This window comes from Pseudomonas sp. PDM02 (assembly GCF_014852285.1).
Classification (GTDB): Bacteria; Pseudomonadota; Gammaproteobacteria; order Pseudomonadales; family Pseudomonadaceae; genus Aquipseudomonas; species Aquipseudomonas migulae.
The window spans coordinates 318,215-337,239 of the sequence record NZ_JACVBL010000004.1; the positions used below are offsets into that span (position 1 = coordinate 318,215).

A 19,025-nucleotide genomic window follows, 5' to 3' on the forward strand; every position below is an offset into this window, starting at 1 on the left:
AATCTGCATAAACAAAAATAACAGGTGGTTTTTTCTCATGCGCAAATTGGACCGTACCGATATCGGCATTCTCAACAGCCTTCAGGAGAACGCGCGCATCACCAACGCCGACCTCGCACGCTCGGTGAATCTGTCGCCGACGCCGTGCTTCAACCGGGTCAAGGCGATGGAAGAATTGGGACTGATTCGCGAACAAGTGACGCTGCTGGACGCCGACCTGTTGGGGCTGCATGTGAATGTGTTCATTCATGTCAGCCTGGAGAAACAGGTGGAGGAGGCGTTGCAGCATTTCGAGGAAGCGATCTCGGATCGTCCGGAAGTGATGGAGTGCTATTTGATGGCGGGTGATCCGGATTATCTGATCCGGGTGCTGGTGCCGACCATTCAGTCGCTGGAGCGCTTCATGATGGACTTCCTCACCAAAGTGCCCGGTGTGGCGAACATCCGCTCAAGCTTTGCGCTGAAGCAAGTGCGCTATAAAACCGCGCTGCCGCTGCCGGCAAATGGATTGACCCTGACCAATTGACCTGCCCCCCCCAAACACCACAAAACCTGTAGGAGCCGGCTTGCTGGCGATGGCGGCGCATCAGCCACCATCATTGTTGCCTGACACACCGTTATCGCCAGCAAGCCGGCTCCTACAGGTTTTGTGGTGGGGGCGGGTTTGTGTGACACCGCGCAATTGTGGGAGCCTGGCTTGCCGGCGATGGCGGCCTCGGAATCGCCATGGCCAGCAAGAGTCAGAGTTTGTTCAGGGGGATTTTCAGGTAGGTGACGCCGTTTTCTTCGGGCGGCGGCAAATTCCCGGCTCGTACGTTGACCTGAATCGCCGGCAACAACAGCGTCGGCATGCCCAGCCCCGCATCGCGCCGGGTGCGCATGGCGACGAATGCCGCTTCGTCGATGCCGTCATGGATGTGGATGTTGCTCTTGCGCTGCTCGCCCACCGTGGTCTGGCACTGGGGTTTGCGATTTTCAGGCGGATAGTCGTGGCAAACGTAAAGCCGCACGCTGGCCGGAAACGCCAGCAGCTTCTGGATCGAGGCGAACAATTGATTGGCATTCCCGCCGGGAAAGTCGCAGCGCGCAGTGCCGACATCCGGCATGAACAACGTATCGCCCACCAGAATGACGCTGCTGTCGATCAAATAGGCCATGTCCGCCGGCGTGTGACCGGGTACGTGCAGCGCCGTGGCCCTGAGGTTGCCGATCATGAACGATTCGTCGGGGGCGAACAGGTGATCGAACTGCGAACCGTCCACGGCAAATTCCGGTTCAAGGTTGAACAGGCCTTTGAACACGCCCTGCACCTTGCTGATCGACTGACCAATCGCAATCCTGCCGCCCAGCTCCCGACGCAGATAAGGCGCGGCAGACATATGATCGGCGTGGGCGTGGGTTTCCAGCAGCCATTGCACCTGCAACTGATGTTCACCCACGAAGGCGATGATTTTATCGGCCTGGGTGGTGGCGGTGCGCCCGGCGGCCGGGTCGTAGTCGAGCACCGGGTCGACGATTGCACACTGGCTGCCGTCGGCCTCGTAAACGACGTAACTGTAGGTCGATGAGGCGGGGTCGAGGAAGGCTTCAATCAAGGCGGGCATGGTGGCCGTTTCTTTTGGGACAGGTGTTCAGGGTAGTTTCATTTTCCCTGCGCTGACCAGTCCCGATCAATTCAATGCAGGAAAAAAGCTGCGCGGGCTCTATCCTGTCAGTCATCGATACCGGGCGTTCCCGGCTCTTCTCACGGATCACGAGCGTTTTATGTTGCTGGCAAGTTTTTTTGGTGTGGCCATGGGCCTGGTCCTCGGATTGACCGGTGCCGGTGGCGGCATTCTTGCGGTTCCGGCCCTGGTGCTGGGGTTGGGTTTGACCATGACACAAGCGGCCCCCGTTGCATTGTTTGCGGTGGGCAGCGCGGCGGCGGTCGGGGCCGTCGATGGGTTGCGCCATGGCCTGGTGCGTTATCGCGCGGCGTTGTTGATCGCCTTGCTGGGGGCGATTTTTTCCCCGGTCGGCATCTACTTTGCCCATCAACTGCCGGAAAAAATCCTGATGATTCTGTTCAGCCTGCTGATGGTCATGGTGGCCTGGCGGATGCTGCGCCGCGAGCGCCATGAAGAAGGGCCGAGCGATCACGGCCACGCCAACTGGGGCCAGAAAAACTGCATGCTCGATCAACAGACCGGGCGTTTTTCCTGGACCGCCAAATGCACCGCAACCCTGGCCGCACTCGGCGCGGTGACCGGCGTGGTCTCGGGGTTGCTCGGGGTCGGTGGCGGTTTCCTGATTGTCCCGGCGTTCAAGCAACTGACCGATGTGCAGATGCGCGGGATCGTCGCGACGTCCTTGATGGTCATCAGCCTGATTTCTGCCATCGGCGTGATCGGTGCATTTCATGCCGGGGTGCGGATCGATGGTCTGGGGGTGGCGTTCATTGTTGCGAGCGTCATCGGCATGATCGTTGGCCGACAGCTGTGCGCCCGAGTCCCGGCCCGGGCCCTGCAGATCGGCTTCGCGAGCCTCTGCGTGGTAGTCGCGGCCTACATGCTGTTCAAGGCCGGCATCTAGGCGTCTTACACCTTAAGTTCCGGGCCCTCGTCGTGGCCCGGTCTTACACCCAACTTGCTGCACGCCACCGGCCACGCCAAAGCACTTCAAAACCACCCCCAAGGCAGCGTATGACGCCGCCGGTCCGCTTTCGATAATCGCCTCCGACATCCAGTCCCCCGCTGCGGAGCGCGTCATGCACAACAATAAGAATTTCAAGCACCGTTACTTGCCAGCCTTCATCGCCAGCCTGTCGACCCTGGGTTTGAGCTCAATGGCCGAAGCCGAAATCATGCTGTACGACAAGGACCAGACTACGTTTTCCACCGATGGCTACATCAACGCCTTCTATGTGAACAGCGACGTCGACCGTGCCGGCGAGCAGTTCGACCGTCGACAGGCGCGGGTGAAAATGGGCTTTTTGCCCAACTACCTGGGCTTCAACATGGGCAAGCAGGTCGACGACCTCAAGCTCGGCGCCCGGGCGTCGTTCTGGGTGACCATCAACGACAGCGAAACCAACGGCACCGACACCGCCATCGACGTGCGGCAGTTCTACGGCACAGTGGCCAACCCGGAATGGGGCGAAGTGCTGATCGGCAAGGACTTCGGCCTGTTTGCCCGTTCCAACATTCTGCTCGATGAGTTGCTGGCCGGTTACGGCCAGGTCAGCGACACGCTCGGGTTGGTGGATGGCGGCGGGGTGTCGTTCGGCAACATCGGCAGCGGCTATCCGTACCCGTTCCCGACGTCGCAGATCACTTACCGCACCCCGGTGATGGACGGCTTGCGAGTGGCGGTCGGGATCATGGACCCGGTGGACACCAACGACAGCAGCGCGACCGGCAAGGCCTATCAGGAAAACCCGCGCACCGAGAGCGAGATCACCTATCAGTTCGACCTCGCCGGGGCGAAGATTTACAGCTGGGTGAACGGCAGCTACCAGACTTCGGACAACACCGATTCCACGGTGCAGTCCGTGACCTCCAAAGGTTTGGGTTATGGCGTGCAGGCGAAAATGGGCGGTTTGTCATTGACCGGTTCCGGATTCCAGGCGAAGGGCATCAACCCGTTCTTCACCAACAACGCCGGCGAACCGACGCTGCGTAATGTCGACAGCGACGGCTACCTGTTGCAGGGCTCGTACAAACTGGGCAAAAACCGCCTGGCCTTGTCCTATGGCAAGACCAAGGACGATGGCAACGGCGTGGTGGGCAGCGGCGCGGACTATGAGACTCGCGGCATTGCGCTGTTCCACGACGTCAATGACAACCTGAAGCTGGTGGCCGAGTACAACCAGTTCGAAATCAATGGCCACCAAACCAGCGCGCAAAACGAAGACACCGACACCTTCGCGGTGGGGGCGGTGTTGACCTGGTAACCCCAGCCACACCGCAAACCCTTTGTAGGAGCGAGGCTTGCCCGCGAAGAGGCCGTCACATTTGACATTAATGTCGACTGACACACCGCTTTCGCGGGCAAGCCTCGCTCCTACAAAGGATCGACGGTGTTTGCTGGGACTCTCATCCCATCGAAGCGCCTGACCGCTACCCAAGTAGCATACGTCGCCGACCGCTGCCTTCGTACACTCCAACCTCACACATGCGCACCTGCGGGAGGCGACGATGCAGCAGGTTCAGAGCGACGGGGTCGTCAGTGCGATGTCCCAGGCGACCGATGCCCAGCAGGTAGCCCAGGAGTTGGCGCGGCAGTTGCTGCATCCGCATTTGGGCTTTGTGCTGTTTTTCTGCTCCGCCGAGTACGACTTGCAGGCGCTGGGCCAGGCCTTGCAGCAGAGCTTCGGCGGTATCCGTCTGGTCGGTTGCACCAGCGCCGGTGAAATCACCCCGCTGGGTTACGGGCGCAACTGCGTGACGGCGGTGGGTTTCGACCATCGGCATTTTTCCATCGACGCCGAATTGATCGACGAGATGGAGCGCTTCAGCCTGATCGACGCCCAGCAAATGGTCGAGCGTCTGGTCAGTGGTTGTCGCAGCAACACCCTGGCGCCGATCAAGGGCAACAGCTTCGCCCTGACCTTGCTCGATGGTTTGTCCAGCCGTGAAGAAATGGTGCTCGCGGCGTTGAGCGCGGCGTTGGGCGACATTCCGCATTTCGGTGGCTCGGCCGGCGACGACAATTACCTGACCCACACCCACGTTTACTTCGGCGGCGAGTTCCACAGCGGCGCGGCGGTGGTGGTGCTGGTCAACACCTGGCTCGACTTCGAAGTCTTCACCACCCACCACATCCTGCCGAGGGCGGAAAAACTGGTGGTCACTGGCGCCGACAGCGCCTCGCGCCGGGTCTTCGAACTGAATGCCGAACCGGCCGCCGAGGAGTACGCCCGGCACATCGGCGTGCCCGTGGCTGAACTCGATCATCGGATCTTCGCCGCCCACCCGCTGGCGGTGCGGATCAACGATCAGTATTACGTGCGGGCCATCCAGCAGGTGCACCCGGACTTGAGCCTGAGTTTCTACTGCGCCGTGGAAAACGGCATCGTCCTCACCGTCATGACCCCAGGGCCGATGCTGCCCAATCTGCAAACCCTGTTCGACGGTTTGCAGGAACGCCTCGGTGACCTGTTGTTGACCATCGGCTGCGACTGCTTTCTCAGGCGCCTGGAACTGGAAGACGGCGGCAATCTGGAGCAGATCGGCAGGTTTTTGCGCGACCAGCGGGTGATGGGTTTCAACACCTACGGAGAACAGTTCAATGGCATGCACATCAACCAGACCTTCACCGGGGTTGCCATTGCCCGAGGCCGCTCCCCTGGACATCGCTGAGCTTGCGGCTCAAGTCGCCAGCCTGCGGCACGAAAACCACAAATTGCAGCGCATCAATGCTGCGCTGATCGAACGGATCGAGTCCGGCATCACCCGCGGCAACGACCCGTACGCGGCGTTCCAGCATTCGGTGGTGCTGGCCGAACAGGTACGTGAGCGCACCGATGCCTTGAACCAGGCCATGGCTGAACTGAAGTCAGGCAATCACTTGCTCAGCGAAGCGCGTCTGCGTGCGGAAACCGCGCATCAACACCTGATCGACGCGATCGAGAGCATTTCCGACGCCTTTGTATTGTTCGACGCAGAGCAGCGGATCGTGCTGTTCAACAGCCGCTTTAAGGCGTTCTGGGGTAACAGCCGGGTGCGAATCAACGCCGGCATGCGCCTGGCCGAGGTCAAGCGGCTGATGCTGTCCACCGGTCTGTTCACCGAAGAACCGCGCGGGCAGGCCGACGAGAACCTGCTGTTCCGCTTGCAGGATGGTCGCTGGCTGCAAGTCAGCGAACGGCCGACCCAGGAAGGCGGGCGGGTGATCCTGTTCACCGACATCACCGACGTCAAACTCAGTGAAACCGTGCGCCGCGAGCAGGCCGTGGCGCAGAAATCGCATTTGTTGCAACGGGCCGTGGACAACCTGTCCCAAGGCGTGGCGATGGTCAACGCCGAGGGCATTCTGGAGTTGTGGAACCGGCGCTTCCTTGAACTCAGCGGCCTGGCGCCGGTGGCGGCGCATCGACCGTTCGCCGAAGTGATCGCCGACAGCGAGTTGAACCTGCTGACCCCGGCCAGCCGCGACGGCAACGGGCGCCCGGTGCAGGAATGCGAGCAGCGACTGTACGATGGCCGGGTCCTGGAAATCCGCACGCATCCGCTGCCCACCGGCGGCTTCGTAAACACCTTTACCGACATCACCGAACGCTACCAGCACGCCGAAGCACTGAGCGAAAGCGAGCGCTGGATTCGCCTGATCACCGACCACGTACCGGCGCTGATCGCCTACCTCAATGCCGATCTGGTCTACGAGTTCACCAACAAGGTCTACGAAGAATGGTACTGCTGGCCACGCGGCGTGATGCTCGGGCAGAGCCTGCGCGAAGTGCACAGCGAGCAGCATTACCAGCGCCTGGAAGCCTATGTGGCGCGGGCGTTGGCCGGTGAAAGCGTGACGTTCGAGTTCGCCGAAACCAACATCAACAACCAGGAGCGCTACATGCTGCGCTCCTACGTGCCCAATCGGCTGGTAACCGGCGAAGTGGTGGGGATTTTCGTGTTGATCCGCGACATCACCGAGCGCCGCCGCACGGCCGAGGCGTTGCACCAGGCCTATCAGAACCTCGAACTGCGGGTGCGCGAACGCACGGCGGAACTGACGACCCTCAATGACCAGTTGCTGCGCGAGATCGACGAACGTCGGCGGGTTGAATCACGCCTGCGGGAGGCCAAGCTCGAAGCCGAGCAGGCCAACCTGTCGAAGACCAAGTTTCTTGCCGCCGTCAGCCACGATTTGCTGCAACCGCTGAACGCCGCGCGCCTGTTTACCAGCGCCTTGCTCGAACGCCGGGAGCCGCTGGCCAACGAGATTCTGGTGCGCAACGTCAGCAATTCCCTGGAAGACGTGGAGAATCTGCTCGGTACGCTGGTCGACATTTCCAAACTCGATGCCGGGGTGATCAAGGCCGACATTGCGCCGTTCGCCTTGAGCGAGTTGCTGGAAAACCTCGCCGCCGAGTACACCCAGGTCGCGCGCAGTGAAGGGCTTGAGCTGCATTTCATCGGGTGTTCGGCGCTGGTGCGCAGCGACATTCAATTGCTCGCGCGGATCTTGCGCAACCTGTTGAGCAACGCGATTCGCTACACCTACAGCGGCCGCGTGGTGCTCGGTTGCCGGCGGCATCATCAGCGGCTGTCGATCGAGGTCTGGGACAGCGGCATGGGCATCGCCGAAAACCGTCTGGAAGAGATTTTCCAGGAGTTCAAACGCGGTGATGTGCAACGTCCGGATCAGGATCGCGGGTTGGGGCTGGGGCTGGCAATCGTCGAGAAAATTGCCGGGATTCTCGGGCACCGCATTCACGTGCGTTCGTGGCCGGGCAAGGGCTCGGTGTTTTCCGTCGAGGTGCCGTTGAGCGCGACGGCACCCAAGGCACTGCCGAGCCTGTTGATGAGTGAGCCGATGCTCGAACGTCTGCGCGGTGCGCGAGTGTGGGTGCTGGATAACGATGCGGCGATTTGCGCCGGCATGCGCACCTTGCTCGAAGGCTGGGGCTGTCTGGTGGTGACGGCGCTGTCGGAGCAGGACCTGGCGCGGCAAGTGGACAACTATCACGCCGAGGCGGATTTGCTGATTGCCGATTACCACCTGGATGACGATCAGAACGGCGTGGATGCCGTGGCGCGGATCAACGCCCGGCGCGGCTCAGCCATTCCGGCGATGATGATCACCGCCAATTACAGCAATGAGCTCAAATTGCAGATTCGAGAGCTGGGGCACACCTTGATGCATAAGCCGGTGCGGCCGATGAAGCTGAAGACGGCGATGAGTCATTTGCTCGGTAGGCCTTGAGATATTTGTTGATGTTGAGGGCCTCATCGCCAGCAAGCCGGCTCCTACAGGGGATCGCGTTGTTCCTGTAGGAGCCAGCTTGCTGGCGATTTGCTTGGCCGGCCCTGAAATTTGTGCGGGGGCTGATGGCCTCATCGCCGGCAAGCCGGCTCCTACAGGGGATTGCGTTGTTCCTGTAGGAGCCAGCTTGCTGGCGATTTGCTCGGCAGGCCTTGAGATATTTGTTGATGTTGAGGGCCTCATCGCCAGCAAGCCGGCTCCTACAGGGGATTGCGTTGTTCTTGTAGGAGCCGGCTTGCTGGCGATGGGCGCGACGCGGTCTCAACGTCGTAGATAAGAGCCGAAATCAATATCCCCGGCACTCAGGATCGCCTGTACCCGATTATGCACGTTGAGTTTGCGCAAGATCGCCGAAACGTGGGCCTTGACCGTGGTTTCAGCGATTTCCAGGGTGTAGGCGATCTGTTTGTTCGACTCGCCTTTGGTCATGCGCTCCAGCACCAGCAACTGTTTGCGGGTCAGGGCCTGGAGCAGTTCCGGCGGGAAGCTCGGGGTGTCGTTCATCCGGCGGTGGGTGCCGCTTTTCTGCGTGCGGATGATGTCCGGCGGCAGGTAGACGTTGCCATTGAGAATCTGCTGGATCGCCTCGGTCATCTGCACCCGTGGCGAGGACTTGGTGATGAAACCCACCGCGCCATAGGTGATGGCTTGCAGCACGACCTGCTTGTCCTGTTCCGCCGAGACGATCACCACTGGAATGGTCGGCGCCTCGTTGCGCAGGTTGATCAGGCCATTGAGGCCGTGCATGCCGGGCATGTTCAGGTCGAGCAGGATCAGGTCCAGGTCGTCGTGATCCTGAGTCAGCGCCAGGGCGCTGTCGAGGTCGGCGGTTTCCATGACCTCGCTGCCCGGGAATCCATCGCTGATGACGTTATGAATGGCCTCGCGAAACAGCGGGTGATCGTCGGCAATCAGAATTTTGTACATAGCCTTTCACCTCATTATTTTGATTATGGTGTGGCAACAACACGCACGCGTAAAGGTCAGGGAAAAGGTTCGGGCAGGGCGGGTGTCACGGGCAGGTTCGCCGCTTGCCAGGCATCCAGGCCATCGCGATACCAATACAGAGTCTTATAGCCCATGGCGGCGGCGCGTTTGACCGCATTCCAGCTCAACCAGCAATCGGACCGGCAGTAAAAGACCAGCGGTTGCCGGGGATCGCCGGCGGTGAATTTTTGCAGATTGCGCGAGAAGTAATCCTGCCAGTCGGGTGTCAGGTCGCCATCGCCGGTGTTGGCCAGCCAGTGGCTGCCGGGCAGGTTTTCGTGGGGCTGGTCTTCGATGAAACGCCCTTGCAGCCATTGGCGGCGGTAGACATCGATCAACACTGGGCGAGGCGTCTGGGTGAGCAGGGTTTGCAGGGCGGCGGTGTCGACGATGGTGACCCCCTCGGCCTGATTCGGCGTGGGGCTGCGGTACAGGCCGATGCGGTAGCCATCAGCTGAGAACAGCGGTGTTTCGGCGTGTGCGACGCCCAGCAACAGGCTCAGCGATAACACAGCGAGGGAAGGGCGCAGCAGAACACGTCGGGCACGCGGCATGGGTTCAGTCCTTATAGTTATGGACCCATTACATGCCAGTCGCGGTGCGTTGGGAATGCGACGATAGACAGGAAAACCAGTACTAAAGTAGTAATTTTGGTGAGATCAACTGTAGGAGCCGGCTTGCTGCGGGCGGCGTTCCGACGATGGCGGCGTGTCTGGCACACTGGGGTTAGCTGGATTTGCGCAGGGCGGCGTGTTGGGGGTTGAAGGTGAGGACTGCCAGTAGCGAGAACAGCAGCGTCAGGCCGATGCATACCGCCAATGCCAACGGGTTGAAGCGCTCGTACAAGGCAAACCGCACCAGTTCCACTGCATGCGTAAACGGGTTCACGGCGCACAACCAATACAACCACTCGCTCGACTCGCGCATCTTCCACAGCGGGTACAGCGCTGACGACAGGAAAAACAGCGGGAAGATCACGAAATTCATCACCCCGGCGAAGTTCTCCAACTGGCGTATCGCGTTCGACAGCAACAACCCCAACGCACTGAGCATCAACGCCACCAGCAGCAACGCCGGCAAGGCGATCAACAGGCCCATGGCCGGCGGCTGCACGCCGTACACCCAGGCAATCGCCAGGAAGGCGTACACCTGCAACAGCGAAATCAGCGACGTGGCCAACAGTTTGCTGCACAGCAGAAACGTGCGGGGCAGGGGGCTGGTGAGCAGTACACGCATGCTGCCCATCTCCCGATCGTAGACCATCGACAGCGAACCTTGCATGCCGTTGAACAACAGGATCATGCAGGCCAGCCCCGGAATGATGTAGACCTCATACGGAATGTAGGTGTCGTAGGGCTCGATGATCGCGATGCCAAGTGCCGCGCGAAAACCGGCGGCGAACACCAGCAGCCACAGCAGTGGGCGCACCAGTGCACTGAGAAATCGCGTGCGCTGCAACACAAAACGCAGCCATTCACGCAGCACGATGCCGCTGAAACATTGCCAATAAGCATTCATCGCACGGCTCCCGAGGTGGTCAAGCGAGCGAAGGCCGAACCGAGGTCGCCGCCGTGTTCCAGGCTCAGCGCATCGGCCTGGCCACTGGCGACCAAACGGCCTTGATGGAGAATCAGCAAGTCATCGCTCGGCTGCACCTCGTCCAGCAAGTGCGTGGTCCAGAGCACGCTGAGGCGGTGCTCGCGGCACAAGCTGCGGATGTGTTGATTGAGCGCCAGACGACTGGCCGGATCGAGGCCGACACTGGCCTCATCGAGCAGCAACAGGCGTGGCTCATGCAGCAGCGCGCGAGCGATTTCCACCCGGCGACGATGACCGCCATTCAGCTCGCGTACCCGCTCGCGACGGCGTTCGGTCAACGACTGACGGGCCAGTTCGGCATCGACCCGAATTGCGGTTTCACGCCGCGACATTCCGTGCAGCGCGGCGTGATAACGCAGGTTCTGCTCGACGCTGAGGTCCAGGTCCAGCGTACTTTGCTGAAACACCACACCCAATTGCTTGAGCGCCGGGCGCGGCGCACCCCGCAATGAACAAGCGCCGACACGGATATCACCGCGTTGCACATCGTACAGTCGGGTCAGCAAGGCAATCAGCGTCGATTTGCCGGCGCCGTTCGGCCCCAGCAGCGCCGCAAAACGACCGGGCGCCAGGCTGAAACTCACTTGGCGCAACGCCTCCCGCGCGCCGTAGGCGAAACTCAGGTCGCTGACTTCCAGTGCGTTCATGGCGTCACCACCACGCCCCACGGATAGCGCCCGACCTTCACCGATTTGCTCACTTTAAGGCTGTCGATATCAATCACCGACACATCGCCGCTGACGCCATTGGTGGCCAGCAACTGCTTCTGATCCGGGGTGAATGCCATCTGCCACACGCGCCGGCCGACCAGCAGGTAATCGAGGATTTCGAAGGTTTTGGCATCGATCACCGCGACGTGGTTGGCCGGGCCCAGCGCGACGAAACCGTACTTGCCGTCAGCGCTGAGTTTGATGCCCACCGGTTGCACCTTGTCCGGGTGCACGCCCTTGATCTGGAAGGTCAGGGTCTTGAGGACCTGCCGGGTGGCGGTGTCAAGAATGGTCACGGTGCCGCCGATTTCCGCCGAGGCCCACAACTGTTTGCCATCGGGCGCGAACTCGACAAAACGCGGGCGCTGATCCACCAGCGTGCTGTCGGCCAGGGTCTGGGTGCCGGTGTCGATCCAGTGCAGCATGTTGGTGGTTTCGCTGGTGTTCACCGCCCATTTGCCGTCCGGGCTGACGGCCATGCCTTCGGGCTCTACGCCGACGTTGATCTGGCTCAGCACCTTGGAGGTTTCGGTGTCGATTACCGTCACCAGTGCATCGTCCTCGTTGGAAACGTAGAGCCAGCGATTGTTCGGGTGCAGGGCGAATTGCTCGGGGTCCTTGCCCGAAGGCAGTTCCTTGATGATCTTGCGCGTGGCCACGTCCATCACCTGCACACGGTCCGAATCGCTGGCGCAGATGTACAGCAGCTTGTTGTCATGGGACAGCAACAGACCGCGCGGGCGCTGACCGACGGGCAGGGTGTCGGTGACTTGCAGGGTCTGCATGTCGATCAGGCTGAGGCTGTTGTCTTTTTCGTTGGAGACCCAGGCGGTGCTGGCCGCGGCGTGCCCGGCAGCGAGCAACAGGGTGCATGAAAGCAGGGTGCGGCGCATGGCGGATTCCTTATTGTTGTTGTGGAAGATCAGGGAAAGCGGCAGCTGACCTCGGGCTTGTCGTAACCGAGGCTGTCCATTTCGTTGAAGGGGTGCAGAAAGCCGTCCTGTGGCGAGGTGCTGACCAGCGCCCGCGGCTGCACGATGGGGATCGGCTGGCGCAACTGGCCGTTCCACGGACGATAACTGAGCTTGCGACCCTTGAAGCCATCGAGCGGCAATTGTTCACTGGTTTCCAAGTTGCGGATCGCCATCGGATCGGTCTGACGCAGTTTGCTCACCGCGCTGGCGATGCTGCGCACGGCTATCCACGCGGCAAAGTCGCGGTCGTTCATCCAGCGCCCGGCCATAGCTTCGAAGCGTTTCTGCAATTGCGCTGCGCCGTAAGTTTCCACGGTCTTGTGCCAGCCCACCGGGGTCAGGCCTTGAGTGCCGGCCACCGGGCGCGGATACCAGGTCTGGTAGGGCACGTATTCGCCGAAGTCACCGCGTTCATCGGCCACCAGAACCACGTCGTACTCGGCGGTCTGGGTGAACAGCGGCATGTCGGCCTGGGCGCTGCGGCGTTGATCGTTATCGAAACTCCAGGTTTTTTCCGCCACCAGTTGCACGCCGAAGCGTTTCGCCGCGCGGCGCAGGGCGGCGGCATAGGCTTGATCGTCGGCGGTCGGGCCGACAATCAGCAGTGCCCGCTGCCATTTGCGCACCACCAGAAACTGCGCCAAGGCATCAGCGAGCATGGCCCGGCTCGGCAGCGTGTGCAGCACGTTCGGCAGGCAATCGGTGGTGCGCAGGCTGTCATCCGGGCTGCCGGCGTTGATCAGCAAACTGTCGGGCAGGGCGGCGCTGAGTTGCCGCAGGCTGGCCACCGGCGCGTTCACCACAAACAGGCGCAGACCTTGCGCGTGTTGCGCCTTGGCCGCATCGAGCAAGGCCTGCGGGTTGTCGACGTTGGCGTTGGCCAGGCTGTAACTGTGATTGAGAAAACGCCCGGTGCTGTTGCTGTCGGTGATCGCCAGTTCGGCGCCACGCAGGCCGGCATCGACGGGCTCGGGAATGATGTTCGACAGCAAGGGCCCCGGGTCGGGACGATAACCCAGGTAACCGATCTGCACTTGCAGCGGTGCATCGGCCGCCTGACTTTGCGTCGCCAGCCCGGCGGCGCAGGCAATCGCCAACAGGTAGATCAGGGCGTAAGGGGCAAGCTGGCGCATAGGGCACTCCATCACGGGTAGCGCCAGCATAGGAAGCCTGAGGACGGGATGAAATATGCAGAAAGTACCAGTGAGGCAGTACCAAGGTAGTAACTCGCCGAGGGCGGCGCGGTTTTAGCATGGGCAACAACGGCCATCACTCTGAAGGAGATCGACCATGCGTATTCTCAAGGCGCTGCTCCTGCCGTTGCTGCTGATCCTCAGTCTGATCGGCGTCGACAAGCTCCACGGCCCGCGCCCTGCGTCGCTGCTGGTGATGCCTGCGACACCGGGGCGCTAGGCGTGTCGGCCCTGTGGCGGATCAACCTCTGGGTCTGCGGATTTTTCGCGCTGGTCACTTTGGCGTGCATGGGCTTGCTGGTGCACCAGGCACTGGCGGATGTGGAGCGAGAGCTGCAATCCGCCGAGGCGGTGGTCGAGTACTTGAGCGAAACCGCCGCGCGCGATCCCGCCAGCCTGCAACCACGGTTGACGCAAAGTCTGCGTCACGTGCGGGTGCGCTGGCTCGAACCGGGCGAAGCGGCACAACCGCCAATGCAGGACGGGCTCGACGCCTGGCTCGGGCGATTGCTGTTTGCCGAGGCCCGGCACAGCGTGCGGGAGCTGGATCTGCAGGATGGCCGGCGTGTGCTGATTGCGGTCGATCCACGGGATGAAATCGATGAAGTCTGGGATTCCCTCCAGCAATTACTGAGCCTGTGTGGTCTGGCGTTGTTGTTGAGTCTGTTGACCATTCGCTGGGCCGTGCGCCGGGGCATGGGCCTGCTCGATGAGTTGCTGCGCGCATTGCGGCAGGTTTCCGGAGGCCAGCTCAAGGTGCGACTGCGCGCGCAAGGGCTGCCGGAAGCGCAGCAACTGGCGGTGCACTTCAATCGCATGACCGAAGCACTGGAACAGGCGCGCGCAGACAACACGCAACTGACCCAGACCTTGCTGGCGGTGCAGGAACAGGAACGCACTCATCTGGCGCAGACCCTGCACGACGACCTCGGTCAATACCTGGCGGGGATTCGCGCGCAGGCCTGTCTGTTGCGCCTGGTCGCCGATCAACCGGACACCGTGGAGCGCACGGTGCGTGAGCTGGAACACAACTGCGAGCACCTGCAACAAGGTTTCAGAGCGCTGGTGCACGACCTCTATCCGGTGGTGTTGCAACACCTGCCGTTGGCCGAGGCTTTCGCGTTGCTGGTGGAGCAGTGGCAAGGCCGACAGGGTGTCGATTGTCAGTTGCGCGTCAGCGCTTCGTTGCCGCCATTGTCTGCGCCGGCCAAAACCCATCTCTACCGCCTGTTGCAGGAAGCCTTGACCAACGTCGCCCGCCACGCCGATGCAAGCCAGGTGCGGGTTCGCCTGCAACACTGCGGCGGGCAGTTGCGCTTATTGATTCGTGACAACGGACGCGGCGCCCGCCAGCCACAGCGGCCGGGTATCGGTTTGTATTCGATGTTCGAGCGCGCCCGCAGTCTGGGCGGTGAGTTACGCATCATCAGCCACCCCGGCGCCGGTTGGGCGCTGGCCTTGAGCATGCCTTTGGAGGCGTCATGAATATTCTGCTGGTGGATGACCATGCGGTAGTCCGTCAGGGCTACGCGAGTTTGTTGCGCGCGTTGCTGCCGGCGATGGAGGTGCGTGAAGCCGCGACGGGTGAAGAAGCGCTGATCAGGGTTCAGGAGGCCGTGCCAAATCTGGTGATCATGGATTTCGGCCTGCCGGGGATCAGCGGGCTGGAAACCACGCGCCGGTTGCGACAGCGTCTGCCGCAACTGCGCGTGCTGTTTTTCAGCATGCACGATGAGCTGCCGCTGGTGCGCCAGGCACTGGAGGCGGGCGCTTCGGGTTACCTGACCAAAAGCTCGGCGCCCGAAGTGCTGATCGAGGCGGTGCGGCGGATTCTCGCGGGCCACGCCTACATCGAACAGCCCCTGGCCACTCAACTGGCGTGTCACCCACAACAGGACGCCAGCGACCCCCGTTTGCAGAGCATGACCCAGCGCGAACTGGAGATTTTCGTGATGCTCGCCAAAGGCACCCCGGCCCGTGTGATTGCCGAACAGCTGAGCATCAGCAGCAAGACCGTCTCCAATCACCTGACGTTGCTCAAGAGCAAATTGCAGGTGAGCTCCCATGCCGAGCTGGTGCATCTGGGGATTGATATGGGGGTGGTGCGAAAGGCGGGGTAGCTGAACTCACACATTCCCCTTGTAGGAGCCGGCTTGCTGGCGATAGCGGTGGATCAGTCGACATCAATGGTGCCTGACCCACCGCTATCGCCAGCAAGCCGGCTCCTACAAAGAGGGGAGGTGTTATTTATTCCACGTCGTCGGGCAACCGATGCAGCCGTCCATATTCGCATCCTGAAAGTTCGCATAATGCTGACGCGAACCGCTGAGGTTTGCCTGTTCCAGGTTGCTTTCACCGAACTTGGCTTCCTGCAGATTGGCATCACTGAGATTCGCGCCTTTGAGGTCGGCTTTGCTCAACCAGGTCATTTCCAGGTCGGCCGCCCGCAGATTGGCGTTGTGCAGTTTGGCGCCGGAGAGGCGGGCGAATTGCAGGTAGGCGCCGCTGAGGTTGGCGTCCTGAAACTGCGCACCCTGGGCAAACAAGCCCCAGCCCTGGACCGCCATCAACGTAGCACCGCTGAAGTCGGCCAGGCGCAGGTTGCTTTGTTGCAGGCTGGCGCGGGTCAGGTTGGCGCCTTGCAGTTGGGCTTTTTCCAGGTTGGCGAGGTCGAGGCGGGCGTGACGCAAGTCGGCGTCGCGCAGGTCGGCGCCGCTGAGGTTCATGTTGCGCAGGTCCTGATTGCTCAGGTTGGCGCCTTTGAGATTGGCGCCGGGGCACTGGCTGTGTTCGGCGAGGGTGCAGCCGTTGATGATCAGGGGGGCGTCGTCGCTGTCGTCCGCGAAAACCGGAAGGGCGGCGAGTAATAACATTAGAGGCAGGTATTTCATGGCGGAGTTCTCGTTGTCTGGGAGGGCGTTATCGCCAGCAAGCCGGCTCCTACAGGTTGCGCACGTCTGTAGGAGCCGGCTTGCTGGCGATGGGGGCATCAGCGTTTCGCGGTCTGGTTATCCCAGCTCGGAATCTTGAACACCCAGAACGACCCGCCCTGAGCCACCGGTTTGGTCAGCTCGGCCATGTCGCCGCCCCACAACGGCACCGCGCCGCCATAGCCGACGGTCACGCCGATGTACTGCTCGCCGTCCTGTTCCCAGGTGATCGGCGGCGAGACGATGCCGCTGCCGGTCTGGAACTTCCACAGCTCCTTGCCGGTTTTCGCGTCGAAGGCCTTGAAGAAACCGTCGCCGGTGCCGGTGAACACCAGGTTGCCCTTGGTCGCCAGCACGCCGGCCCACAACGGCAAGTGTTCCTTGTGCTCCCACACCACTTTGCCCGTGGTCGGGTTCATCGCCCGCAAGGTGCCGACGTGATCGTCGTACATGCGCTTGATGCGGAAACCCATGCCCAGATAGGCCGAGCCTTTCTTGTAGTTGACCTCTTCGGTCCAGTATTCCTCTTTCCATTGGTTGCCCGGAATGTAGAACAGCCCGGTGTCCTGGCTGTAGGCCATCGGGTTCCAGTTCTTGCCACCGAGGAACGGCGGCGAAACCTCCACCGGTTTGCCCTTGGTTTCCCCCGGCAGCGGCTTGGCCGGACGCTGGCCTTCATTCTCGACCGGCCGCCCGGTCTTCAGGTCGATGTGGCTGGCCCAGGTGATGTTGTCGACGAAGGGGAAGGCGTTCTGCAATTTGCCGTTGTTGCGGTCGACCACGTAGAAGAAACCGTTGCGGTCCGCATGGCCGGTGGCCTTGACCGTTTTGCCGTCCTTGTCCTTGTAGTCGAACAGCACCAGCTCGTTGTTGCCGGAGAAATCCCAGGCATCGTTCGGGGTGTGTTGGTAGAACCATTTCACCTCGCCGGTGCTCGGATCGACGCCGACCTGGCCCGAAGTGTAGAGGCTGTCGTAATCGTGCGGGTTGCCATCCTTGGAGGTGCGCGCCCAAGTGTTCCACGGGCCAGGGTTGCCGGCGCCGACGATGATGGTGTTGGTTTCCGAGTCGAAACTGGCGCTCTGCCAAGGGGCACCACCGCCGTGGCTCCAGGCTTCGACCTTGCCGGTTTCAGTGGTTGGATCGTTCGGCCAGGACGGCGCCTTGACGTCGCCGGTCGGCGTGCTGTCCTTGCCGTTCAAGCGGCCCATGTGGCCTTCGACGAAAGGTCGCATCCACACTTCTTCGCCGGTGTCCGGGTCGCGGGCATAGAGTTGCCCGACCACACCGAACTCATCACCGGAACTGCCATGGATCAACAGCACCTTGCCGCTGGTCTTGTCTTTGATCAGCACCGGGGCGCCGGTCATGGTGTAACCGGCGGCGTGGTCGCCGAATTTTTTGTTCCAGACCACTTTGCCGGTGTTCTTGTCCAGCGCGATCAGCCGCGCGTCGAGGGTGCCGAAGTAGATTTTGTCGCCATAAATCGCCGCGCCACGGTTGACCACATCGCAGCACGGACGAATGTTGTCCGGCAGGCGATGGTTGTAGGTCCACAGGCGCTTGCCGGTCTTGGCGTCGAGGGCAAATACCCGCGAGTACGAACCGGTGACGTACACCACGCCGTCACTGACGATGGCCTGGGATTCCTGGCCGCGCTGCTTCTCATCGCCGAAGGAGTAGGACCAGGCCGGTGTCAGCTTGAACACGTTCTTGTCATTGACCTGGGCCAGTGGGCTCCAGCGCTGGGCGTTGGTGCCCATGCCGTATTGCAGAACGTCCTTGGTGGTCAGGTGATCGTTGGCAATGTCTTCCCAGCTCACGTTGTGCGTCGGTGTGGCAGGCGCGGTTGCAGCTTGGCTGGCAGCGCTCAGGGACAGGCTGCTCACCAGCAAAAAGGCTTGCACGGCGAGGGTCAAAGGGGAAAGGGCGGGTAGCGATCTTATTGTCATGGTTGCAGTTCCCAGTGGAGGTTTTGGCCTGCACAGGGTGGTGCGTCCGACGGGGTGCCGAATACGGAAAAAGTCCCGCTGTTGCCGGGAAAATTTCCCAGGCGGCACCTGATTTGGATGTGCGTCGCAAGCCCTACTACCAAGGTACTGGGTGGCGACCACCAAAGCAGCATGGGGCTTGTGCGAAGTGATTCCTAAGATGGCTGCCATAGCCTCTGTAAAGAGGTTTTGCGTGCAATCCTGAGGGCATAACAATGACAACAAAACGCAACGTCTTGCTCGTTGCCGGCCTGCTGGCCGGCTTCATCAGTGCAGGTTCGGTCTGGGCTCACGGCAATGTCGTGCCACAAGCCGTCGAAACCCAGGGACTGACCCCGATCAAGGACGCCGGCGTGCAACTCGATGGCGATGGATGGGCGGCGGTGAACCCTTACCGCACTTCCCCGGAACACGATAAGGCCGTCGAGATCGGTTCATCGGCCTACAACCAGAACTGCGCGGCCTGTCATGGCCTGGAAGCCAAGTCCGGCGGCATCGCTCCTGATTTGCGCATGCTCGATGTCGGCGAGGCCGGTGATGAATGGTTCGTCGAACGGGTGCGCCATGGCGCGGTGCGTGACGGCCGGGTGTACATGCCGAAAATGGCGGATTACCTGAGCCAGGAAGCCCTGTGGGCGGTGCGCACTTACCTGGACAGCGTCCGCGTCGAGGAGTAATG

18 protein-coding genes are annotated in these 19,025 nt (G+C 61.5%); 9 read left to right on the top strand and 9 right to left on the bottom strand.

The window, feature by feature from the left end; translation table 11 throughout:
• The first annotated feature begins 37 nt into the window (after positions 1-37).
• Complete coding sequence (gene bkdR, locus IB245_RS09785; protein ID WP_008034067.1) at positions 38-526, top strand: Bkd operon transcriptional regulator BkdR; 489 nt, start codon at positions 38-40, stop codon at positions 524-526.
• 214 nt (positions 527-740) lie between these two features.
• On the opposite strand, the gene IB245_RS09790 is transcribed toward bkdR, so the two are convergent.
• Positions 741-1,604 (bottom strand): MBL fold metallo-hydrolase, encoded by an 864-nt coding sequence (locus IB245_RS09790; RefSeq protein ID WP_192227430.1) that lies wholly within the window; start codon positions 1,602-1,604, stop codon positions 741-743.
• 160 nt (positions 1,605-1,764) lie between these two features.
• On the opposite strand from IB245_RS09790, the gene IB245_RS09795 reads away from it, so the two are divergent.
• The 4 genes from IB245_RS09795 to nahK all read left to right on the top strand — a co-directional run bounded on the left by IB245_RS09795 (position 1,765) and on the right by nahK (position 7,902).
• Positions 1,765-2,571 (top strand): sulfite exporter TauE/SafE family protein, encoded by an 807-nt coding sequence (locus IB245_RS09795; RefSeq protein WP_008034065.1) that lies wholly within the window; start codon positions 1,765-1,767, stop codon positions 2,569-2,571.
• A 175-nt stretch (positions 2,572-2,746) separates the two neighbouring features.
• Complete coding sequence (locus IB245_RS09800) at positions 2,747-3,931, top strand: porin (RefSeq protein ID WP_192227431.1); 1,185 nt, start codon at positions 2,747-2,749, stop codon at positions 3,929-3,931.
• A gap of 244 nt (positions 3,932-4,175) precedes the next feature.
• Complete coding sequence (gene nosP, locus IB245_RS09805) at positions 4,176-5,339, top strand: nitric oxide-sensing protein NosP (protein WP_008024902.1); 1,164 nt, start codon at positions 4,176-4,178, stop codon at positions 5,337-5,339.
• Positions 5,269-7,902: a hybrid sensor histidine kinase/response regulator NahK/ErcS' gene (nahK, locus tag IB245_RS09810; protein WP_162130703.1), complete on the top strand. Its 2,634-nt coding sequence runs from the start codon at positions 5,269-5,271 to the stop codon at positions 7,900-7,902. Before nosP ends, nahK begins: the two co-directional genes overlap by 71 nt.
• Positions 7,903-8,223: 321 nt before the next feature.
• Here the strand turns inward: nahK and IB245_RS09815 are convergent, their stop codons facing one another.
• The 6 genes from IB245_RS09815 to IB245_RS09840 form a co-directional block, all read right to left on the bottom strand.
• On the bottom strand, positions 8,224-8,889 hold the full coding sequence (locus IB245_RS09815; protein WP_192227432.1) for a response regulator transcription factor: 666 nt from the start codon (positions 8,887-8,889) through the stop codon (positions 8,224-8,226).
• 56 nt (positions 8,890-8,945) lie between these two features.
• Positions 8,946-9,503 (bottom strand): PQQ-dependent catabolism-associated CXXCW motif protein, encoded by a 558-nt coding sequence (locus tag IB245_RS09820; RefSeq protein WP_192227433.1) that lies wholly within the window; start codon positions 9,501-9,503, stop codon positions 8,946-8,948.
• Positions 9,504-9,675: 172 nt separating this feature from the next.
• A complete protein-coding gene (locus IB245_RS09825; protein WP_008024895.1) occupies positions 9,676-10,467 on the bottom strand; it encodes an ABC transporter permease in 792 nt (263 codons plus the stop codon).
• Positions 10,464-11,195 (bottom strand): ABC transporter ATP-binding protein, encoded by a 732-nt coding sequence (locus tag IB245_RS09830; RefSeq protein ID WP_192227434.1) that lies wholly within the window; start codon positions 11,193-11,195, stop codon positions 10,464-10,466. The genes IB245_RS09825 and IB245_RS09830 overlap by 4 nt, the downstream gene beginning before the upstream one ends.
• Entirely contained in the window at positions 11,192-12,151 is a 960-nt protein-coding gene (locus tag IB245_RS09835) for a YVTN family beta-propeller repeat protein (RefSeq protein WP_192227435.1), read from the bottom strand. Before IB245_RS09835 ends, IB245_RS09830 begins: the two co-directional genes overlap by 4 nt.
• Positions 12,152-12,180: 29 nt before the next feature.
• On the bottom strand, positions 12,181-13,365 hold the full coding sequence (locus tag IB245_RS09840; RefSeq protein ID WP_192227436.1) for an ABC transporter substrate-binding protein: 1,185 nt from the start codon (positions 13,363-13,365) through the stop codon (positions 12,181-12,183).
• Between the two features lie 157 nt (positions 13,366-13,522).
• Here IB245_RS09840 and IB245_RS29205 point away from each other — a divergent pair, with 157 nt between their 5' ends.
• From IB245_RS29205 to IB245_RS09850, 3 genes are read left to right on the top strand one after another with little or no spacing between them, the layout of a single operon-like run.
• The gene (locus IB245_RS29205) at positions 13,523-13,645 is read left to right on the top strand and encodes a hypothetical protein (RefSeq protein WP_008024888.1); all 123 of its coding nucleotides are present in this window, start codon (positions 13,523-13,525) and stop codon (positions 13,643-13,645) included.
• Positions 13,646-13,647: 2 nt separating this feature from the next.
• Positions 13,648-14,910, top strand: coding sequence for a histidine kinase (locus IB245_RS09845; protein WP_192227437.1), 1,263 nt, complete (start codon positions 13,648-13,650; stop codon positions 14,908-14,910).
• Entirely contained in the window at positions 14,907-15,545 is a 639-nt protein-coding gene (locus IB245_RS09850) for a response regulator transcription factor (protein ID WP_192227438.1), read from the top strand. The genes IB245_RS09845 and IB245_RS09850 overlap by 4 nt, the downstream gene beginning before the upstream one ends.
• Before the next feature lie 123 nt (positions 15,546-15,668).
• Here IB245_RS09850 and IB245_RS09855 read toward each other — a convergent pair whose 3' ends face one another.
• Positions 15,669-16,316 carry a pentapeptide repeat-containing protein gene (locus tag IB245_RS09855; RefSeq protein ID WP_192227439.1) on the bottom strand — a complete coding sequence of 216 codons (648 nt, stop codon included), beginning with the start codon at positions 16,314-16,316 and terminating at the stop codon, positions 15,669-15,671.
• 98 nt (positions 16,317-16,414) lie between these two features.
• Positions 16,415-18,307: a quinoprotein ethanol dehydrogenase gene (gene exaA, locus IB245_RS09860; RefSeq protein ID WP_192227440.1), complete on the bottom strand. Its 1,893-nt coding sequence runs from the start codon at positions 18,305-18,307 to the stop codon at positions 16,415-16,417.
• Positions 18,308-18,561: 254 nt separating this feature from the next.
• Between exaA and pedF the strand changes: the two genes are divergently transcribed.
• Positions 18,562-19,023: a cytochrome c-550 PedF gene (gene pedF / locus IB245_RS09865; RefSeq protein WP_192227441.1), complete on the top strand. Its 462-nt coding sequence runs from the start codon at positions 18,562-18,564 to the stop codon at positions 19,021-19,023.
• The last annotated feature ends 2 nt before the right edge of the window (positions 19,024-19,025 follow it).

Excerpts from the sequence above, each read along its gene's own strand:
- bkdR (WP_008034067.1), top strand. The coding sequence starts at position 38 with ATGCGCAAATTGGACCGTACCGATATCGGCATTCTCAACAGCCTTCAG.
- IB245_RS09790 (WP_192227430.1), bottom strand. The coding sequence starts at position 1,604 with ATGCCCGCCTTGATTGAAGCCTTCCTCGACCCCGCCTCATCGACCTAC.
- IB245_RS09795 (WP_008034065.1), top strand. The coding sequence starts at position 1,765 with ATGTTGCTGGCAAGTTTTTTTGGTGTGGCCATGGGCCTGGTCCTCGGA.
- IB245_RS09800 (WP_192227431.1), top strand. The coding sequence starts at position 2,747 with ATGCACAACAATAAGAATTTCAAGCACCGTTACTTGCCAGCCTTCATC.
- nosP (WP_008024902.1), top strand. The coding sequence starts at position 4,176 with ATGCAGCAGGTTCAGAGCGACGGGGTCGTCAGTGCGATGTCCCAGGCG.
- nahK (WP_162130703.1), top strand. The coding sequence starts at position 5,269 with ATGGCATGCACATCAACCAGACCTTCACCGGGGTTGCCATTGCCCGAG.
- IB245_RS09815 (WP_192227432.1), bottom strand. The coding sequence starts at position 8,889 with ATGTACAAAATTCTGATTGCCGACGATCACCCGCTGTTTCGCGAGGCC.
- IB245_RS09820 (WP_192227433.1), bottom strand. The coding sequence starts at position 9,503 with ATGCCGCGTGCCCGACGTGTTCTGCTGCGCCCTTCCCTCGCTGTGTTA.
- IB245_RS09825 (WP_008024895.1), bottom strand. The coding sequence starts at position 10,467 with ATGAATGCTTATTGGCAATGTTTCAGCGGCATCGTGCTGCGTGAATGG.
- IB245_RS09830 (WP_192227434.1), bottom strand. The coding sequence starts at position 11,195 with ATGAACGCACTGGAAGTCAGCGACCTGAGTTTCGCCTACGGCGCGCGG.
- IB245_RS09835 (WP_192227435.1), bottom strand. The coding sequence starts at position 12,151 with ATGCGCCGCACCCTGCTTTCATGCACCCTGTTGCTCGCTGCCGGGCAC.
- IB245_RS09840 (WP_192227436.1), bottom strand. The coding sequence starts at position 13,365 with ATGCGCCAGCTTGCCCCTTACGCCCTGATCTACCTGTTGGCGATTGCC.
- IB245_RS29205 (WP_008024888.1), top strand. The coding sequence starts at position 13,523 with ATGCGTATTCTCAAGGCGCTGCTCCTGCCGTTGCTGCTGATCCTCAGT.
- IB245_RS09850 (WP_192227438.1), top strand. The coding sequence starts at position 14,907 with ATGAATATTCTGCTGGTGGATGACCATGCGGTAGTCCGTCAGGGCTAC.
- IB245_RS09855 (WP_192227439.1), bottom strand. The coding sequence starts at position 16,316 with ATGAAATACCTGCCTCTAATGTTATTACTCGCCGCCCTTCCGGTTTTC.
- exaA (WP_192227440.1), bottom strand. The coding sequence starts at position 18,307 with ATGACAATAAGATCGCTACCCGCCCTTTCCCCTTTGACCCTCGCCGTG.
- pedF (WP_192227441.1), top strand. The coding sequence starts at position 18,562 with ATGACAACAAAACGCAACGTCTTGCTCGTTGCCGGCCTGCTGGCCGGC.